The 17,522-nt window shown below is 68.4% G+C and carries 19 protein-coding genes; 11 read left to right on the top strand and 8 right to left on the bottom strand.

The genetic code is table 11. The features are described 5' to 3' along the window. The first annotated feature begins 2 nt into the window (after positions 1–2). From ACOFKW_RS02805 to hemA, 11 genes are all read left to right on the top strand, one after another. Complete coding sequence (locus tag ACOFKW_RS02805) at positions 3–1,115, top strand: methyltransferase (protein ID WP_419815837.1); 1,113 nt, start codon at positions 3–5, stop codon at positions 1,113–1,115. A gap of 76 nt (positions 1,116–1,191) precedes the next feature. After that, positions 1,192–2,127 carry a chlorophyll synthesis pathway protein BchC gene (gene bchC, locus ACOFKW_RS02800; RefSeq protein ID WP_419815836.1) on the top strand — a complete coding sequence of 312 codons (936 nt, stop codon included), beginning with the start codon at positions 1,192–1,194 and terminating at the stop codon, positions 2,125–2,127. Continuing rightward, complete coding sequence (locus tag ACOFKW_RS02795; protein ID WP_419815835.1) at positions 2,124–3,131, top strand: chlorophyllide a reductase iron protein subunit X; 1,008 nt, start codon at positions 2,124–2,126, stop codon at positions 3,129–3,131. The genes bchC and ACOFKW_RS02795 overlap by 4 nt, the downstream gene beginning before the upstream one ends. 166 nt (positions 3,132–3,297) lie before the next feature. Further along, the gene (bchY, locus tag ACOFKW_RS02790) at positions 3,298–4,800 is read left to right on the top strand and encodes a chlorophyllide a reductase subunit Y (protein WP_419815834.1); all 1,503 of its coding nucleotides are present in this window, start codon (positions 3,298–3,300) and stop codon (positions 4,798–4,800) included. Positions 4,801–4,978: 178 nt separating this feature from the next. After that, positions 4,979–6,427 (top strand): chlorophyllide a reductase subunit Z, encoded by a 1,449-nt coding sequence (gene bchZ, locus ACOFKW_RS02785; RefSeq protein WP_419816853.1) that lies wholly within the window; start codon positions 4,979–4,981, stop codon positions 6,425–6,427. A gap of 127 nt (positions 6,428–6,554) precedes the next feature. Further along, entirely contained in the window at positions 6,555–6,785 is a 231-nt protein-coding gene (pufB, locus tag ACOFKW_RS02780; protein ID WP_419815833.1) for a light-harvesting antenna LH1, beta subunit, read from the top strand. A gap of 11 nt (positions 6,786–6,796) precedes the next feature. Beyond that, positions 6,797–6,976: a light-harvesting antenna LH1, alpha subunit gene (pufA, locus tag ACOFKW_RS02775; protein WP_419815832.1), complete on the top strand. Its 180-nt coding sequence runs from the start codon at positions 6,797–6,799 to the stop codon at positions 6,974–6,976. A gap of 72 nt (positions 6,977–7,048) precedes the next feature. Next, positions 7,049–7,873 carry a photosynthetic reaction center subunit L gene (pufL, locus tag ACOFKW_RS02770; protein ID WP_419815831.1) on the top strand — a complete coding sequence of 275 codons (825 nt, stop codon included), beginning with the start codon at positions 7,049–7,051 and terminating at the stop codon, positions 7,871–7,873. Between the two features lie 13 nt (positions 7,874–7,886). Then, the gene (gene pufM / locus ACOFKW_RS02765) at positions 7,887–8,861 is read left to right on the top strand and encodes a photosynthetic reaction center subunit M (RefSeq protein WP_419815830.1); all 975 of its coding nucleotides are present in this window, start codon (positions 7,887–7,889) and stop codon (positions 8,859–8,861) included. After that, on the top strand, positions 8,858–10,027 hold the full coding sequence (gene pufC, locus ACOFKW_RS02760) for a photosynthetic reaction center cytochrome PufC (RefSeq protein ID WP_419815829.1): 1,170 nt from the start codon (positions 8,858–8,860) through the stop codon (positions 10,025–10,027). Before pufM ends, pufC begins: the two co-directional genes overlap by 4 nt. 48 nt (positions 10,028–10,075) lie before the next feature. Further along, a complete protein-coding gene (hemA, locus tag ACOFKW_RS02755) occupies positions 10,076–11,296 on the top strand; it encodes a 5-aminolevulinate synthase (RefSeq protein ID WP_419815828.1) in 1,221 nt (406 codons plus the stop codon). Positions 11,297–11,465: 169 nt separating this feature from the next. Here hemA and puhE read toward each other — a convergent pair whose 3' ends face one another. Genes puhE through bchM form a run of 8 tightly spaced genes read right to left on the bottom strand, consistent with a single transcriptional unit; the run spans position 11,466 to position 17,511 of the window. Further along, positions 11,466–12,224, bottom strand: a complete 759-nt coding sequence (puhE, locus tag ACOFKW_RS02750) for a putative photosynthetic complex assembly protein PuhE (RefSeq protein WP_419815827.1) — start codon at positions 12,222–12,224, stop codon at positions 11,466–11,468. Next, complete coding sequence (gene acsF / locus ACOFKW_RS02745; RefSeq protein WP_419815826.1) at positions 12,218–13,255, bottom strand: magnesium-protoporphyrin IX monomethyl ester (oxidative) cyclase; 1,038 nt, start codon at positions 13,253–13,255, stop codon at positions 12,218–12,220. The genes puhE and acsF overlap by 7 nt, the downstream gene beginning before the upstream one ends. Next, positions 13,252–13,533, bottom strand: coding sequence for a hypothetical protein (locus ACOFKW_RS02740; RefSeq protein WP_419815825.1), 282 nt, complete (start codon positions 13,531–13,533; stop codon positions 13,252–13,254). The genes acsF and ACOFKW_RS02740 overlap by 4 nt, the downstream gene beginning before the upstream one ends. Then, positions 13,530–14,003, bottom strand: a complete 474-nt coding sequence (gene puhC / locus ACOFKW_RS02735; RefSeq protein WP_419815824.1) for a photosynthetic complex assembly protein PuhC — start codon at positions 14,001–14,003, stop codon at positions 13,530–13,532. The genes ACOFKW_RS02740 and puhC overlap by 4 nt, the downstream gene beginning before the upstream one ends. Continuing rightward, positions 14,000–14,620, bottom strand: a complete 621-nt coding sequence (gene puhB, locus ACOFKW_RS02730) for a photosynthetic complex putative assembly protein PuhB (RefSeq protein WP_419815823.1) — start codon at positions 14,618–14,620, stop codon at positions 14,000–14,002. Before puhB ends, puhC begins: the two co-directional genes overlap by 4 nt. Continuing rightward, complete coding sequence (gene puhA, locus ACOFKW_RS02725; RefSeq protein ID WP_419815822.1) at positions 14,617–15,390, bottom strand: photosynthetic reaction center subunit H; 774 nt, start codon at positions 15,388–15,390, stop codon at positions 14,617–14,619. Before puhA ends, puhB begins: the two co-directional genes overlap by 4 nt. A 13-nt stretch (positions 15,391–15,403) precedes the next feature. Beyond that, positions 15,404–16,816 (bottom strand): BCD family MFS transporter, encoded by a 1,413-nt coding sequence (locus ACOFKW_RS02720; protein WP_419815821.1) that lies wholly within the window; start codon positions 16,814–16,816, stop codon positions 15,404–15,406. Next, positions 16,816–17,511 (bottom strand): magnesium protoporphyrin IX methyltransferase, encoded by a 696-nt coding sequence (gene bchM / locus ACOFKW_RS02715; protein WP_419815820.1) that lies wholly within the window; start codon positions 17,509–17,511, stop codon positions 16,816–16,818. The genes ACOFKW_RS02720 and bchM overlap by 1 nt, the downstream gene beginning before the upstream one ends. Between the last annotated feature and the right edge of the window lie 11 nt (positions 17,512–17,522).

Raw genomic sequence — 17,522 nt, 5'->3', positions numbered from 1 at the left:
GCATGAGCAAATTTCGGATGCGCTGGATCGAATTTCGGAATCGCCGGCTGGGTGATCCTTGGTTCCAGCGCTGGGCGGCGGGGTTCTGGTTGACCCGGGGGAAGGCGCGGGCGGAGGCGCAGGAACTGTTCGACCTGGTGGCGGGATTCGTGGCGTCGCAAATTTTGGTGGCGGTGATCGAACTGGGAATTTGCGAGCGGCTCGTGACGAATATGGTGAGTGTGGAGGAGTTGGCGGGGGAAAATAAAATTCCGGTCGAGTCGATGCGGCGGTTGCTGAGGGGAGCGGCGGCGCTGGGGTTGGTGGAGGGGGTTGGGAAATCCTACACACTGGGGGCTAAGGGTGCGGCATTGTTGGGTAATCCGGGGGTGGGGGCGATGGTCAGGCACCACCGGCATTTCTATGCGGACATGGCGGATCCGGTGGCTTTGCTGAGGCGGGGCGGGGGCGGCGGGGCGCTGGCTGGCTATTGGAGCTATGCGAGGCGGGAGGGGGCGGTAAGTCCCGGTGAAGTCGCGGGTTATTCGGAACTGATGGCGGCGTCGCAGCCGATGGTGGCGGAGCAGGTGACGGCGGCCTATCCGCTGCACCAGCATCGGCGGCTGCTCGATGTCGGTGGCGGCGAGGGGCGCTTCGTGCGGGCGGTCGCAGCGGCGGCCCCATGGCTCGACCTTGCGGTGTTCGACCTGCCTGCGGTGGCGGAGCGCGCCCGTCCGATCCTCGATGCGGCGGGGCTGGAGCGCGTCCAGACCCATGGCGGCAGCTTTTTCGAGGACACTCTGCCGCGCGGTTTCGACCTGATCACGCTGGTCCGCATCCTGCACGACCATGACGACGGCCCGGCGCTGAGCCTGTTGCGCAACATCCACGCGGCCCTGCCGCCGGGCGGCACGCTGCTGATCGCAGAGCCGATGGCGAGCGACGATCCTTCGAGCGTCGGCGACGTCTATTTCGGTTTCTACCTGCTCGCGATGGGCCAAGGTCGGGCTCGTACGCCGGGCGAGATCATGGCGCTGCTGGCCGAGGCAGGCTTTGAAAAGCCCCGACATATCGGCACCCCACTGCCGCTGGCTGCCCAGATCATTACCTCAAAAAAGCCTGTCCAGCCCGGTTGACAACTTAAAGCGTCAACCTAGACTGACACCGTAGGCCGTCAATTAAACCTGACAGTCGTATAGGTCGAGGTCGCAGATGGACACTTCAGCAGTCGTCATGGAGGCACCCGGGAAGCTCGGGCTCCGGACGCTCGCGCTGACGGCAATGGCGACCGACGCGGTGACGGTCGAGATCGACTTCAGTGGCATCTCCACCGGCACCGAACGGCTGCTGTATACCGGCCGGATGCCGAGCTTCCCCGGCATGGGCTACCCGCTGGTCCCCGGTTATGAGTCGGTCGGGCGGGTCGTCGACGCGGCCCCCGCATACACGGCGCGTATCGGCCAGACCGTCTTCATACCCGGTGCAAACTGCTTCGAAGGCGCGCGTGGCCTGTTCGGCGGCGCGGCGCGCAGGCTGGTCGTTCCCGCCGCCCGTGCCCATGCGATCGCCCCCGGGCTGCACGAGCAGTCGGTGCTGCTCGCCCTCGCCGCCACCGCCCACCATGCCCTCGTCGCCGGACGCACGCCCGAGCTGATCGTCGGCCACGGCGTCCTCGGCCGGCTGCTCGCACGCATCACCGTCGCGCTGGGGCACGCCGCCCCGACCGTGTGGGAGAGCAATCCCGCCCGTGCCGGCGGCGCCACCGGCTACGCGGTCACCACCGCCGAAGACGACGACCGCCGCGACTATGCCTGCATCTGCGACATGAGCGGTGCCGCCGACCTGCTCGACACGCTCGTGATGCGACTGGCCAAGGGCGGCGAGATCGTGCTCGGCGGCTTCTACGAGGGCGACCTGCGCTTCGCCTTCGCCCCCGCCTTCATGCGCGAGGCCAGCCTGCGCATCGCCGCCGAATGGGCCCCTGCCGACCTGGTCGCGGTCAACGCGCTGGTCGCCGACGGCCGCCTGTCGCTCGACGGCCTGATCACCCACCGCAGCGCCGCCGCCGATTGCGCCGACGCCTACCCCACCGCATTCGGCGACGCTGCGTGCCTCAAGATGATCCTCGACTGGAGGGCCCACGCATGAGCCTCGATGAGAGCAAAATCGCCGGCCTGACCCTGGACGACTTCCTGCGCATGGAAGCCTCGGTCGAGCCCGATCCGGTCCACACCGGCGAGGTCACCAAGGAAACCCAGATCATCGCGATCTACGGCAAGGGCGGCAGCGGCAAGTCATTCGCCCTGTCGAACCTCAGCTACATGATGGCGCAGCAGGGCAAGCGCGTCCTGCTGATCGGCTGCGATCCCAAGTCCGACACCACCAGCCTGTTGTTCGGCGGCAAGTCCTGCCCGACGATCATCGAGACCAGCAGCCGCAAGAAGCTGGCCGGCGAGGAGGTCCGCATCGAGGACGTCTGCTTCCAGCGCGACGGCGTCTTCGCGATGGAGCTGGGTGGCCCGGAGGTCGGTCGCGGCTGCGGCGGGCGCGGCATCATCCACGGCTTCGAACTGCTGGAGAAACTCGGCTTCCACGAATGGGGCTTCGACTACGTCCTGCTCGACTTCCTCGGCGACGTGGTCTGCGGCGGCTTCGGCCTGCCGATTGCCCGCGACATGTGCCAGAAGGTCATCGTCGTCGGCTCGAACGACCTGCAGTCGCTGTACGTCGCCAACAACGTCTGCAAGGCGGTCGAATATTTCCGCAAGATGGGCGGCAACGTCGGCGTCGCCGGCATCCTGATCAATAAGGACGACGGCTCGGGCGAAGCGCAGGCGTTCGCCGACGCGGTCGGCATCCCGGTGCTGATCTCGATCCCGGCGAACGAGGATATCCGCAAGAAGTCCGCGAACTACCAGATCATCGGGACGCCCGATGGCCAGTGGGGATCGCTGTTCGAGACACTGGCCGAGAACGTCGCCGAGGCACCGCCGGTGCGTCCGACGCCGTTGACCAGCGACGGGCTGCTCGGGCTGTTCTCGCCCGAGGATACCGGCGCGAACGTGACGCTGAAGCCGGCGACGCAGGCCGACATGCGCGGCGCGGCATACGTCGAAAAGCCCAGCCTCGAAGTGGTCTACGACGCGGTATGAGCGGGCTGCTCGCCTCGACATCGAAACGCGCTGGACCTTGCAGCGTCATCCCGGCGAAGGCCGGGACCCATTGGCAAGCCGATGGTGGTGAAAGCGCGCCTGATTACCGAGTGCGGGCAAAATGGGTCCCGGCCTTCGCCGGGATGACGCTGGAGGGAGCGGGAGCATGAACTCCGAAGCTCTCACCCCCGCGAACGACAGTGCCGGCGGTTGCCACGGCGGCGCGCAGACGATGCACGAGGCGGCGTCCGCTGCCGGCAAGTCCGAAGTCCTCGCCCGCTACGCCGCCGATTACCCGCGTGGTCCACACGACCAGCCACAGTCGATGTGCCCGGCGTTCGGCTCGCTGCGGGTGGGTCTCAGGATGCGGCGCACCGCCACCGTGCTCAGCGGCTCGGCCTGCTGCGTTTACGGCCTGTCCTTCACCTCGCACTTCTACGGGGCGCGGCGGTCGGTCGGCTATGTGCCGTTCAACTCCGAGAGCCTGGTCACCGGCAAGCTGTTCGAGGACATCCGCGACGCGGTCCACCAGCTCGCCGATCCCGAACTCTACGACACCATCGTCGTCACCAATTTGTGCGTGCCGACCGCCAGTGGCGTGCCGCTGCAACTGCTGCCCGACCAGATCAACGGCGTCCGCGTCATCGGCATCGACGTGCCGGGCTTCGGCATCCCGACGCATGCCGAGGCGAAGGACGTGCTGGCCGGGGCGATGCTCGCATATGCGCGCAAGGAGGTCGAGGCCGGGCCGGTGGCGGCCCCCGCGACGCGCACCGACAAGCCGACGATAACGCTGCTGGGTGAGATGTTCCCGGTCGACCCGATCGGCATCGGCCAGATGCTCGAGCCGCTTGGCCTCGCCGTCGGACCCAACGTGCCGACGCGCGAGTGGCGCGAGCTGTACAGCGCGCTCGACTGCGCCGCGGTCGCCGCGATCCATCCATTCTACACCGCCAGCGTCCGCGAGTTCGAGGCGGCGGGGCGCAAGGTCGTCGGCTCGGCCCCGGTCGGCCGCGACGGCACGGCGGCGTGGCTGGATGCGATCGGCGCAGCTTGCGGGATCGCGCAGCACCAGGTCGACGGCGCCAAGAACCGCTTCCTGCCGATGATCGGCGCGGCACTCGCGGGCAAGCCGATCAAGGGGCGGATCACCGTCTCGGGCTATGAGGGCTCCGAACTGCTGGTCGCCCGGCTGCTCGTCGAGAGCGGCGCGGAAGTGCCCTATGTCGGGACCGCCGCGCCGCGGACCCGCTGGTCCGATCCCGACCGCGAGTGGCTGGAGACGAAGGGCGTCCAGATCGCCTATCGCGCCAGCCTGGCAGACGATCTTTCCGCGGTGGATTTCTACAAGCCCGATCTCGCGATCGGCACGACGCCGGTGGTCCAGCACGCCAAGTCGCGGGCGATCCCGGCGCTGTATTTCACCAATCTGATCTCGGCTCGTCCGCTGATGGGCGTTGCCGGGGCGGGCAGCCTCGCCACCGTGATCAACGCGGCGCTGGGCAGCCAGGCGCGCTTCGACACGATGCGGGCGTTCTTCGAGGGCGTCGGCGAAGGCGCGACCGCGGGAATCTGGGAGGAGACGCCACGCGACCGGCCCGAGTTCAAGGCCAAGTTCGCGGCCAAGCGTATCGCGACGGCGAAGGCCGAAGAGGCGATCGGGGTATGAGCACGCTGCCTCTCCCCGTCATCCCGGCGAATGCCGGGACCCATTTTCCAGAAGCCACCATGGTAGCGCGGGCTATTCCAACAGCCGTGCCGGCACCGGGTTGTGCTGGAAAATGGGTCCCGGCATTCACCGGGATGACGGCGTCGGGAGGGTGCGTTTCGCCTTGGGGGGCAGCCACATGCTGATCCTCGATCACGACCGGGCGGGCGGTTATTGGGGCGCGGTCTACGCGTTCACCGCGATCAAGGGCCTGCAGGTCATCATCGACGGCCCGGTCGGCTGCGAGAACCTGCCGGTCACCAGCGTCCTCCACTACACCGATGGCCTGCCGCCGCACGAACTGCCGATCGTCGTCACCGGCCTCGGCGAGGACGAGCTCGGCCGCCACGGCACCGAGGGCGCGATGAAGCGCGCCTGGGGGACGCTCGACCGCGACCTGCCATCGGTCGTCGTCACCGGCAGCATCGCCGAGATGATCGGCGGCGGCGTGACGCCCGAGGGCACCAACATCCAGCGCTTCCTGCCGCGCACCATCGACGAGGACCAGTGGCAGGCGGGCGACCGCGCGCTGACCTGGCTGTGGACGCAGTTCGGGCTGAAGAAGGTCCCGGCGCTGCGGCCGCGCAAGGAGGGCGTGAAGCCCCGGGTCAATATCATCGGGCCGATGTACGGCTGCTTCAACATGGCCTCGGACCTGCACGAGATCCGCCGGCTGATCGAGGGCATCGGTGCCGAGGTCGGCATGGTCTTCCCGCTCGGCTCGCACCTGGCGGACGTCAAGCGGCTGGCCGATGCCGAGGTTAATGTCTGCATGTACCGCGAGTTCGGTCGCGGCCTGTGCGAGACGCTGGAGCGGCCGTACCTGCAGGCACCCATCGGGCTGACCTCGACGACGCTGTTCCTGCGCAAGCTGGGCGAGTTGCTGGGCCTCGACCCGGAGCCGTTCATCGAGCGCGAGAAGCACACGACGATCAAGCCGTTGTGGGACCTGTGGCGCTCGGTCACCCAGGATTTCTTCGGCACCGCGAGTTTCGCTGTCGTCGCCACCGAGACCTATGCGCGGGGGATGCGGGCGTTCCTCGAGGACGACCTCGGGCTGCCGTGCACCTTCGCCTTCAGCCGCACCGCCGGGGTCAAGCCCGACAATGCCGCGGTCAAGGAAGCGCTGCGCACCGCGCCGCCGCTGGTGATGTTCGGCAGCTACAACGAGCGCATGTACATGGCCGAGCTGGGCAGCCGCTCGGTCTATGTGCCGGCCAGCTTCCCGGGCGCCGCGATCCGCCGCGCCACGGGGACGCCGTACATGGGCTATGCCGGCGCGACCTGGCTGGTCCAAGAAGTCTGCAACGCGCTGTTCGACGCGCTGTTCAACATCCTGCCGCTGTCGACCGCGATGGACAAGGCGGACGCGACCCCGGCGCGCATCCTGACCCAGGTAGCGTGGGACGACGAGGCCAAGGCCGAGTTCGACGCGCTGGTCGAGGCGCAGCCGGTACTGGTCCGCATTTCCGCCGCCAAGCGGTTGCGCGACGCCGCCGAGCGTGCCGCCCGCGCCGCCGGACTGTCTGCCGTCACCGCGCGCGAGCTGGCCGACGCCGCCCGCGCTATGGAGAGCATGGCCGCATGAGCGGTCTCAGCCTTCCGGCCCCGAATGGGCCTCAACCGATCGACGCAGCGGTGGTCGCTGTGCCGGTGCCGCCAGGAGTCGCCGCGCGCGCCCTCCATTTTCCGGCGGATAACTTGGAGATGGAGCAATGAGCGATATCAGAGACAGGGATGAACGCGTCGGACCGAGCACGTACCTGACCGAAGCCGAGGCCAAGGAGTTCCACAAGATCTTCCTGACCAGCTTCATCGTGTTCACGGTGATCGCGATCATCGCACACTTCCTCGTCTGGCAATGGCGGCCGTGGCTGGGCGAGGCGAAGGCCTTTGCCGAGCTCGAGCAGGGCCGGTCGGGCGTCACCGTCACCAGCCAGGCCTAGGGAGACAGATCATGTGGAGAATCTGGCAAATCGTCGATCCGCGCCGCGCACTGGTCGCACTTTTCGTCTTCCTGTTCGTGCTGGCGCTGCTGATCCACTTCATCCTGCTCAGCACCAACCGGTACAACTGGCTGGAAGGCCCCGCATCACGGGCACCGGCCGGCACCACGGCACCGGCAGCGGGCACTTGAACGACCGTCCGGAGGCCGGGCTGGTCCCTGCCTCCGGACGTCACCCGTCCAGCATTGGTTGAGGGCAGTGAAATGGCGCTGTTGAGCTTCGAGCGAAAATACCGGGTACGCGGGGGCACCCTGCTCGGCGGCGACCTGTTCGACTTCTGGGTCGGACCCTTCTTTGTCGGCTTCTTCGGGGTGACGACGCTGTTCTGCAGCATCCTCGGGACCGGGCTGATCATCTACGCCGCCTCGCTGGGGCCGACGTGGAACCCGTTCCTGATCTCGATCGCCCCGCCCGACCTGAAATACGGGCTCGGCCTCGCCCCCCTGCGCGAGGGCGGGTTCTGGCAGATCATCACCTTCTGCGCCGTCGGGGCATTCGTGTCCTGGATGCTCCGCGAGGTCGAGATCTGTCGCAAGCTGGGCATCGGCTACCACGTGCCCTTCGCCTTCGGGGTGGCGATCTTCGCCTATGTCTCGCTGGTGGTGATCCGCCCGATGCTGCTCGGTGCCTGGGGCTTCGGCTTCCCGTACGGCATCTTCAGCCACCTCGATTGGGTGTCGAACACCGGGTACCAGTACCTGCACTTCCACTATAATCCGGCGCACATGCTGGCGGTGAGCTTCTTCTTCACCACGACGCTGGCGCTCGGCCTCCACGGCTCGCTGGTGCTGTCGGCGGTGAACCCGGCCAAGGGTACCGACGTCAAGTCGCCCGAGTTCGAGGACACGTTCTTCCGCGACCTGATCGGCTATTCGATCGGGACGCTCGGCATCCACCGGCTCGGGCTGTTCCTCGCCCTCAACGCCGGCTTCTGGAGCGCCATCTGCATCATCATCAGCGGACCCTTCTGGACACGCGGCTGGCCGGAATGGTGGACCTGGTGGCTCAACCTGCCGATCTGGTCCTGAGGGGGGTAGTCCGATGGCACGCTATCAGAACGTCTTCACCCAGATCCAGCTGCGCTCCGCCCCGGAGCAAGGTGTCCCGCTGCCCCGCGAGGACTGGGCGCGCGAGGGCTGGGGCGGCTACAGCTATTGGGCCGGCAAGCTCGGCGCCAGCCAGCTCGGCCCGATCTACCTCGGCCGCCTCGGCCTCGCCTCGCTGATCTGCGGCTTCCTCGCCTTCGAGATCATCGGCCTGAACATGTGGGCCTCGGTCAATTGGGACCCGGTCCAGTTCGTCCGGCAGCTGCCCTGGCTCGCCCTCGAGCCGCCGGCGCCGCGCTATGGCCTGCGCATCCTGCCGCCGCTGGCACAGGGCGGCTGGTGGCTGATCGCCGGCTTCTTCCTGACCGCCTCCGTCCTGCTGTGGTGGCTGCGCACCTATCGCCGCGCCAAGGCGCTGGGCATGGGCACGCACGTCAGCTGGGCCTTCCTGTCGGCGATCTGGTTGTACCTGGTGCTCGGCTTCATCCGGCCGCTGGCGATGGGCAGCTGGTCGGAGGCGGTGCCGTTCGGCATCTTCCCGCACCTCGACTGGACCGCGGCGTTCTCGATCCGCTACGGCAACCTGTTCTATAACCCCTTCCACTGCCTCTCGATCGTCTTCCTGTACGGCTCGACCCTGTTGTTCGCGATGCACGGTGCGACGATTCTCGCAGTTGGCCGCTACGGCGGCGAGCGCGAGATCGAGCAGATCACCGACCGCGGCACCGCCGCCGAGCGGGCGGGGCTGTTCTGGCGCTGGACGATGGGTTTCAATGCAACGATGGAGTCGATCCACCGCTGGGCCTGGTGGTTCGCGGTGCTGACGACGCTGACCGGCGGCATCGGTATCCTGCTGACCGGCACCGTCGTCGACAACTGGTACCTGTGGGCCCAGCTGCACGGCTATGCGCCGATGTACACGCCGACCGGCACCATCGACCCAGCCACGCTGCCGGGAGCCGTACGATGAGCGCCGCCACCAAGATCGCCGCGCTGGCCGCCGCCAGTGTCCTGCTGACCGGCTGCGACCTGGGTCGCAAGGTCTGGGAGCAGACCGGCTACCGCGGCACCGGCACCGACCAGATCTCCGACAAGTCGCTGCTCCGCGACATCGCCGCGATCCCGCCGCCGCCGTACCCGCTCGATGCGTCGATGCTGACCGGCGAAAAGGCCAACGTCACCTACAAGAACGTCAAGGTGCTGGGCAATCTGACCACCGAGGAGTTCAACCACGCGATGGCGGCGATCACCCAGTGGGTGGCGCCCGGCGAGGCCGAGACCCAGGGCTGCAATTATTGCCACAACCCCGAGAACATGGCGTCCGACGAGAAATACACCAAGGTCGTCGCGCGGCGCATGATCCAGATGACGCTCAACATCAACCAGAACTGGCAGAGCCATGTCCAGAAGACCGGCGTGACGTGCTGGACCTGCCATGCCGGCAACAATATCCCGGTCAACAAATGGGCGGCCAGCGACGACGGCTATGACAGCTCGATGGTGCTGCGCGGTAACAAGCACGGCCAGAACACCCCCGACCGCAACGTCGGCTATGCGTCGCTGCCATCCGACCCGTTCGCCGCCTATCTGACCGGCAACACCAACAACATCCGCGTCGCCAGCAGCAGCGCCTATGCGTCGGCCGACCACAAGGTGTCGATCAAGGATGCGGAGCGCAGCTACGGCCTGATGATGCACATCTCGAAGTCGCTCGGGGTGAATTGCACCTATTGCCACAACACCCAGTCGTTCAAGGCGTGGAACCTGAGCCGGGCGCAGCGCGGCACCGCCTATTACGGCATCCGCATGGTCCGCGACGTCAACCACGACTATATCTCGCCACTGACCAGCGTCTTCCCGGCCAACCGCAAGGGCGCGCTCGGCGATCCGTACAAGGTCAATTGCCTGACCTGCCACCAGGGGCTGTCGAAGCCGCTGAACGGGGTCAGCATGTTGCCCGACTATCCGTACCTGCGCGGTCCGGCCGGCGCGATGAACGGCCCGACGACGATTGCCGCGACGAGCGGCGCGGCGACCGGCAGCCAGGCGGCAGCGCCGGCGACCCCCGCCGATGCCAATGCGGTGACGCAGGCGATCGCCGATCCGGCCGGGATGACCGACAAATCAGGGAAATGACGTCGCGCCCGTGGAACGGGCCAGCGGCACAAGCTTGAAGGGTTGACGATGAACTACGAAGCCTTGTTCGAGACCGAGCTCGACAACCTCAAGACCGAAGGCCGCTATCGCATCTTCGCCGAGCTGGAGCGCAAGGCCGGGGCTTTCCCGCGCGCCGTGCAGTACGACGGCGACGGCACGCGGGACGTCACGGTGTGGTGTTCGAACGATTACCTCGGCATGGGCCAGCACCGCGACGTGCTCGACGCCATGCACGAGACGCTGGAGGCCTGCGGGGCCGGTGCCGGCGGGACGCGCAACATCTCGGGCACGACGCACGCGCATGTCGTGCTGGAGCGCGAGCTTGCCGACCTGCACGGCAAGGACGCAGCACTGCTGTTCACCTCGGGCTATGTCTCGAATTGGGCGGCACTCGGCACGCTGGCGGCCAAGCTGCCGGGCTGCGTCGTGCTCAGCGACGACGGCAACCACGCCTCGATGATCGAGGGTATCCGCCACAGCCGCGCCAAGTGCCTGCGGTGGCGCCACAACGACGTCGCGCACCTCGACGAACTGCTGTCGACGCTGCCGCGGGACGTCCCCAAGCTGGTGGCGTTCGAGAGCGTCTATTCGATGGACGGCGACATCGCGCCGATCGCCGAGATCCTCGACGTCTGCGAGAAGCACGGCGCGATGAGCTACCTCGACGAGGTCCATGCGGTCGGGCTGTACGGCCCACGCGGCGGCGGCATCGCCGAGCGCGAGGGGCTGATGGACCGGGTCACCGTCATCGAGGGGACGCTCGGCAAGGCGTTCGGCGTGATGGGCGGCTATATCGCCGGCTCGCACGCGATGTGCGACTTCGTCCGCAGCTTCGCCAGCGGGTTCATCTTCACGACCGCGCTGCCGCCCGCACTCGCTGCCGGGGCGACCGCCAGCATTCGGCACCTGAAGGCCAGCAGCGTGGAGCGCGAGGCGCACCAGGAGCGCGTCGCCAAGGTTCGCCGTCGCCTCAACGCCATCGGCATCCCGATGATGCACAACCCCAGCCACATCATTCCGGTGATGGTCGGCGACCCCAAGCACTGCAAGATGATCAGCGACTGGCTGCTCGACACGCACGGCATCTATGTCCAGCCGATCAACTACCCGACCGTGCCCAAGGGCACCGAGCGGCTGCGCATCACGCCGTCACCGGTGCATACCGATGCCGATGTCGACCGGCTGGTCTCGGCGCTGAGCGAGATCTGGAGCATGTGCGCGCTGGCACGGGTGGCGGAGGCGGCCTGAGGGTCGCGCTTCTTAGAAGCAAGACCCACCCCCGGGCCGCTGCAAGGGCAGCGTCTCTCGCCCCTCCCCTGACGGGGAGGGGTAAGATTTTGCTACCCTCCCTGCGTCTTCGCGGGGAGGGCGAGACACAGCGGAGCCGGCCCGGGGGTGGGGTGTCTTGCTTCGGGACCTAAGCCCGGCTCGCCCAGCGCCACAGTGCGGCGTCGCGGATCGGCATGACCAGGAACAGATGCTCCAGCAGCCCCAGCGCGACCAGCGCGAAGGCGAGGCTGGCGGACACCGCTTCGCCTTCGGTCGCTCCCAGCGCGCGGCTGCCGAGGCCCGATGCGAGGGCGCTCAGCCCGATCAGGCTGGCGACGAACGGCAGGCCGGCCGGCCGCACCCGAAAATAGCTTTTCAGATAGGCCAGGTGCGCCGGCAGCATGTCGGTGCTGAGGTTGGGCACGCCGATGAAGATGTTGAGCTTGGTCGACAGGCGCATCGCGAACAGCAGCCCGAAGGTCTCGGCCGCGGTGACGTTGGGCGCGTCCCAGGTCAGCGCGGCGATCAGCAGGAGGGTCAGCGCCAACGCGACTTCGTGGTGGATGACGGTCTGCGCGGCCAGCCGGAAGCGCCGCAGGCCCTGGGCTCCGGCGGGCAGGTCGGCGCGACGCGGCCCGGTCACCGCGCCGATCAGGAAGGCGAACTCGTGCCAGCCCCAGATCGTCAGCGCCGCGCCGAACCCGACATAGGCGCCCAGCGGCGAGCGGTCGTGCGCCGTCGCGGCGACCGCGACCAGCGCCCCGATCGAGGCGGCGCCGAGCAGCGCCAGGCTGGTGCCGTAGGTAGCGCGCGGCCGGCGATCGAGCCACAGGATCGCGCCGGTGCTGACGAACCAGATCGCCACCGCCGCGATCAGCGGCAGGCCGTGCGCGCCGAAGCTCACCATATCGGCTGGAGGCGGACGGTGGCCGGCATCTGGTTGCCCTCGACCGGCTGGAGGTAGAGGCGGACGAAGTTGAACGCCACCGCGGCGGTCAGCCCGGCGCGCTTGACGGTGCCGACGACGCCGCCCTGCCGCTTTGCCGCCTCGATACCGCGCGCGAGCTTGCGCATCGTCTCGAGGATGTGGCGGAATACCGGCGTGTCGGTGTCGATGGTCAGCGGGAAGGTCTGCCGCGTCATCTGCGAGGTCATGGCGAAGACTTCATGGTCGTACGCCGTCGGGTCGACGCCGAGTGCGGCATGGAAGGCCGGGCGGTTGTGATCGCGGACGTACATCGTCGCGTACACCGCGACGATGAAGAAGCGGATCCACAAGCGGTTGATGCCGGTCAGGAGCTTGGGGTCGGCGCGCATCAGCAGGGCGAAGGCGTCGCCGTGACGGAACTCGTCGTTGCACCACTGCTCGAACCATTTGAAGATCGGGTGGAAGCGCTTGTCCGGGTGGCGCTCGAGGTGGCGGAAGATCGCGATGTAGCGGGCGTAGCCGATCTTCTCGCTCAGATAGGTAGCGTAGAAGATGAATTTCGGCCGGAAGTAGGTGTATTTCTTGGTCTTGGTCAGGAAGCCGAGGTCGATGCCGATGCCGGCGTCCTTGAGGCTGTCGTTGATGAAGCCGGCGTGGCGGGACTCGTCGCGCGCCATCAGCTTGAACAGCGTCTTGACGTCGGGGTTGGTCGCCCGCCGCGCAATCTCGGCGTAAAGGATGCAGCCGGAGAATTCGGACGTCATCGAGCTGACCAGGAAGTCGGTGAACTCGCGGCGGAGGTCGGGTTCGAGGTTCTCGATGACGCCGTCGAACTCCGTGGTGCGCTTGAAGTGGCGCTTGTTCGGGTCGGCCTGCATCTCGGCGATCAGCGTGTCCCACTCGCGGCGGACGCTCGACACGTCGATCGCGTCGAGTGCGGCGAAATCGGTGGTGTAGAAGCGCGGCGACAGGACGGTGTCCTCCTGCGCCAACTGTTGCGTGTCGGTCATCGCGCACCTCTAGCTACGAAGCTGACTTCGTACAATTCGGTGAGTTGCAGGTCGCCGGTCAGGCGGGTCCACAGCCGGCGCAACGGCCCGGCGCGGACGATGGTGGCGGTGCGGCGCAGGACGCGCTGCTCGCCATAGCCGATGCGGATCGGCTCACCGTGGACGCGGACGCGGTCGCCGGGCTCGATGCGCGGATTGCCGTCGAGCTCGACATGCGCGTGGCAATGCTCGGGGGTGACCTCGACGCGCACCGTGCAGGGGACGTCGAAGCTGGTCACAGCAGCGCCTCGAAGGCGGCACGGTTGGTCTCGCCGAACGCACCCAGCTCGATGGTGCGGCCGGTCGCGGTGTCGGTCAGTGACAGCTCGCCGTCGCTCCAGCGGGTCAGGCGGAACGGCGCGCTCTTGTCGAGGCCGCGCAGGTGGCGGTCGCGCGCTAGCCCGCGCATGACGCCGCGGATGAAGCCGGTCTTGCTGCCCGCGGCGACGGCGGTGGTCAGCTTGCCGGTGGCTGCGTCGCGCACCGCAACGGCGCCGTCGGCGGCATCGATGAACACAAGGTCGCGCGACTTGGCGGGGGTGACATGCGCCTGGCTGCGCTCCGCGACCGGATCGGCGGAGGGGGGCACGAGCCCGGTGCGGACCGCAGCGACGCTCAGGAAGGCGAACGCGACCAGCGCGCCCGTCGCGATCAACGCGCCGCGCGGGACCGTCGGATCATGCGACGGGGCGGGGGCGGGGGTGTTCATGCCGCCACCGCATTGCCATAGCCGGGCGAGGCGGTCGCCGCATCGTCGATGGCGTGGCGCCGGCTACCGGGCACGGTCGTCGCACAGGCCTCGGCGAGCAGCGTCGCGACCTTTGCCGCATCGGGCAGGGCGCGCAGCATCGGCTGGGGCTTGCTCACTTCCCAAGCGCGGGCGTGCGGCCATAGCGAGGCATAGCCGAGGCCACGCGCGGTCAGGGCCAGCGCGACATTGCCGCTGCCATCGTCGTTCTGCGCGAGTTGCGCCGTCTCGATCGCGGTGAAGGGCAGGTTGACGCACTTGGGCAGCGCGATGCCGAAGCGCAGCACGACGCGCCGCGAGGTGATCGAATACACCGTGGTCCGCGCCGACAGCCACGCCAGCAGGTACAGCATCGCCACCCCGGCGACGCCGACCACCAGCGTCGCCGTCACCCCGAGCAGCGTGCCGTCGATCGCCGCCCAGCCGAGCAGCACCGCGAAATAGGCCGCGACCAGCCGGACATGGAAGGCATCGCGCGCCAGCCGCCGCCAGTCGGGCGCGCCCTGCCACAACAGCGTCTCGCCCGGCGGCAGCTTGCCGGGCAGGCCGCGGACCGGCTCGAACTCATACTCGCTCACAGGATTGGCTCCGCGCGCTCGGGGGTGGCGTACAGATAGCCGGCGCCGAAGTAGGCCTGGACCCGCTCCTCCTCGTCGAGGGTGATCTGGTCGTTACGGGCGATCGACGGGGCGCCGTCGAACTGGCGGCCGAGGATGGCGTCGCAGATGATGGTGCGGCGCTTGCGGTCGACGACCGACATCATCATCGGCGTCAGGACGTTGCGCCCGTCGGGCAGCTTGACCTCCAGATAGCGGACGAGGCGGTCGGCGGTGTCGATCCACAGGTCCTCGACGGTGCCGGCGATGACCCGGTCGGCGCCGACCACGGTGAAGCCGCGCGGATCCGGGTCGCGGGTGGCGATATGGAAGTCCGGGGCGGACTGCATCGGGATGATGCGGGCATGGCCCTCCATGTTGACGTCGGGGCGCTGGGCGCGGCGCGCATAGGAACCGGGGCCGACACCGGCGGACAGCGGGTTGCCGAGCGGTTCGAGGGGGGAGCCGTCCCACGGCGCGGTGCGGCGGGCAGAGACCTTGTACGGGTCGCGGTCGTCGGGATTGGGCGCGGTGACGATGCCGTGGTCGAAGGGCAGGCGGAAGGTCTTGGGCAGCGCCATCTCGAGGAAGCCCCCAGGCGAGTGGATGCGGCCGCCGACGTCTTCCTCCAGCGGATAGCCCTCGCGCCGGTCCTCGCGGCGTAGCCAGATGACCAGGCCGATAAAGAAGATGAAGAAGGCCCAGACGCAAAGCTCGGCGACGTCGAGGCCGGGGGTCAGGTGGACAGACATGGTTCGTCTCCCGTCAGTTTGGGAACTGGGTCAGGCCGAGGCGTTCGGCGGCCGGGTCGTCGGAGCGTCGCGCGAGAGGGCCCAGCGCGACAAGGGCTGCAAACAGAAGCACGATCTCGATGGCGTAGACGGTGACATAGCCGGTGGCCGGGTTGGTCAGCACCGGGCCGAGGTCACCCCGTGCCGCGAGCGCGCCGACGCCGTCCTTGAGCAGCCCGCCGACCAGGATCGCGGCGCCGGTGCAGCTTGCCTGCACCGCGCCCCACGCCCCGAGAGCGAGGCCGGCGGCACCCGACTGGGCCAGCGCCATCGCCGCGGTCAGCGTACCGACTGCGAACAGCCCGCCGCCAAAGCCGATCGCCGCGGCCCCGGCGCGCAGCAGCACCGCCTCGCCCAGTGCGCCGGCGAAGATCACCAGCACGAAGGCCATCGTGCCTGTCACCGCGCCCAGGCCGGCAAGCCGGTGCGGATCGCCGCCACGCCCGAGCGCCGAAGCCGCCAGCGCCAGCCCGGCGAGCGTCCCGCACGCCCATAGCGCGGTCAGCGAGGTCGTCGAGCCGACCGTCAGGTGCAGGATCTGCCCGCCGAACGGTTCAAGCAGAACGTCTTGCATCGAGAACGCCGCCGCCCCCAGCCCGATCGCGACCAGCAGGCGAAGGTGACGCGGCACCGCGATAAAGGCCCGCCAGCTGTCGCCGAACACCGGGCGATCATCGTCGGCGGGACGGGCCTGCGAGCGCGACTCCTGCTTCCACAGCGCGACGATGTTGAGGCACATGGTCAGCAGCCCGACGCCCTGAACGACCTGCACCAGTCGCGTCGGCGTATAGTCCGCCAGCAACCGCCCGATCACCAGCGCGCTGACCAGCATGCCGACCAGCAGCATGACGTAGAGCAGCGCGACGACCCGCGGCCGCGATTCCGCCGGGGCGATGTCGGTGGCCAGCGCAAGACCGGCGGTCTGGACGGTCGCCGTCCCCGCCCCGACCATCAGGAAGCCGAGTGCCGCGCCGAGCTGGCCCCACACTGCGGAGCCCTGGCCCTCGCCGGTCATCACCAGCAGCGCGAACGGCAGGATCGCGAAGCCGCCGAAGTGCAGCAGCGTGCCGAACCAGATATACGGCACCCGCTTCCAGCCCAGCGCCGACCGGTGGTTGTCCGACTTGAAGCCGATCAGCGCACGCAGCGGCGCGAACAGCAGCGGCAGCGACACCAGCCCGGCGACGAGCAGCGCCGACATGTGGAGCTCGACGATCATCACCCGGTTGAGCGTGCCGGTCAGCAGCACCGCCGCCATGCCGCAGGTGATCTGGAACAGCGACAGGCGCAGCAGGCGCGGCAGCGGCAGTTCGGGCGTCGCCGCATCGGCGAACGGCAGGAAGCGGGTGGCTACCCTCTGCCATTTCAAGGCGACGCGTGCGGCCATCAGGCGTGCACCAGTTCGAGCGCGTGGCTGACGTAGAAAGCCCGCGATACCCGCGCATCGCGCCCCGGCTTCCAGCCAGGCGCATGCGTCAGGTCGCGGATCAGCCCGGCAGTGCCGGCGGGGATGATCGCCGGCGAACGGTCGGCGCGCGGGAACAGCTGCCCGACCAGCCGCGCGGCGAGCAGCAGCGGCGTGCGCGGCGCGACGGTAAAGACGATGCTCTCGACGGTGCGCGACGCCAGCTCGGTGACCGCTGCCTCGATCTCGGCGACCGGGTAGTGGATCAGCGAGTCCATCGCGACGACATGGTCGAAGCTGCCGAATTCGCGGCCGAGCATGTCGCCGGTGCGGAAATCGACGCTGCCCGAACCGAGGTCCTTGGGCGCGCGCTCGCGGGCGATGTCGATCAGGCTGGCCGAGACATCGACCGCGATGACCGTCGCACCGCGCCGCGCCGCCTCGACCGCCAGCGCGCCGGTGCCGCAACCGGCATCGAGGATGCGCTTGCCGCTGAGGTCGGCGGGCAGCCAGTCGAGCAGCAGCGCGCGCATCGCGTCGCGCCCGGCGCGGACCTTCTCGCGGATACGGCTGACCGGCGCGTCGCTGGTCAGCTTCGCCCAGGCGTCGACGGCGGTGCGGTCGAAATAGACCTCCAGCCCGTCCCGGTAGCTGTCGTATGTCGCGGTATCGGACATATCCTTCGTCA

The organism is Glacieibacterium sp., from assembly GCF_965200405.1.
Lineage (GTDB): Bacteria > Pseudomonadota > Alphaproteobacteria > Sphingomonadales > Sphingomonadaceae > Glacieibacterium.
Note: the sequence above shows the minus strand (reverse complement) of the source record. Positions and strands in the feature narration are given on the sequence as shown.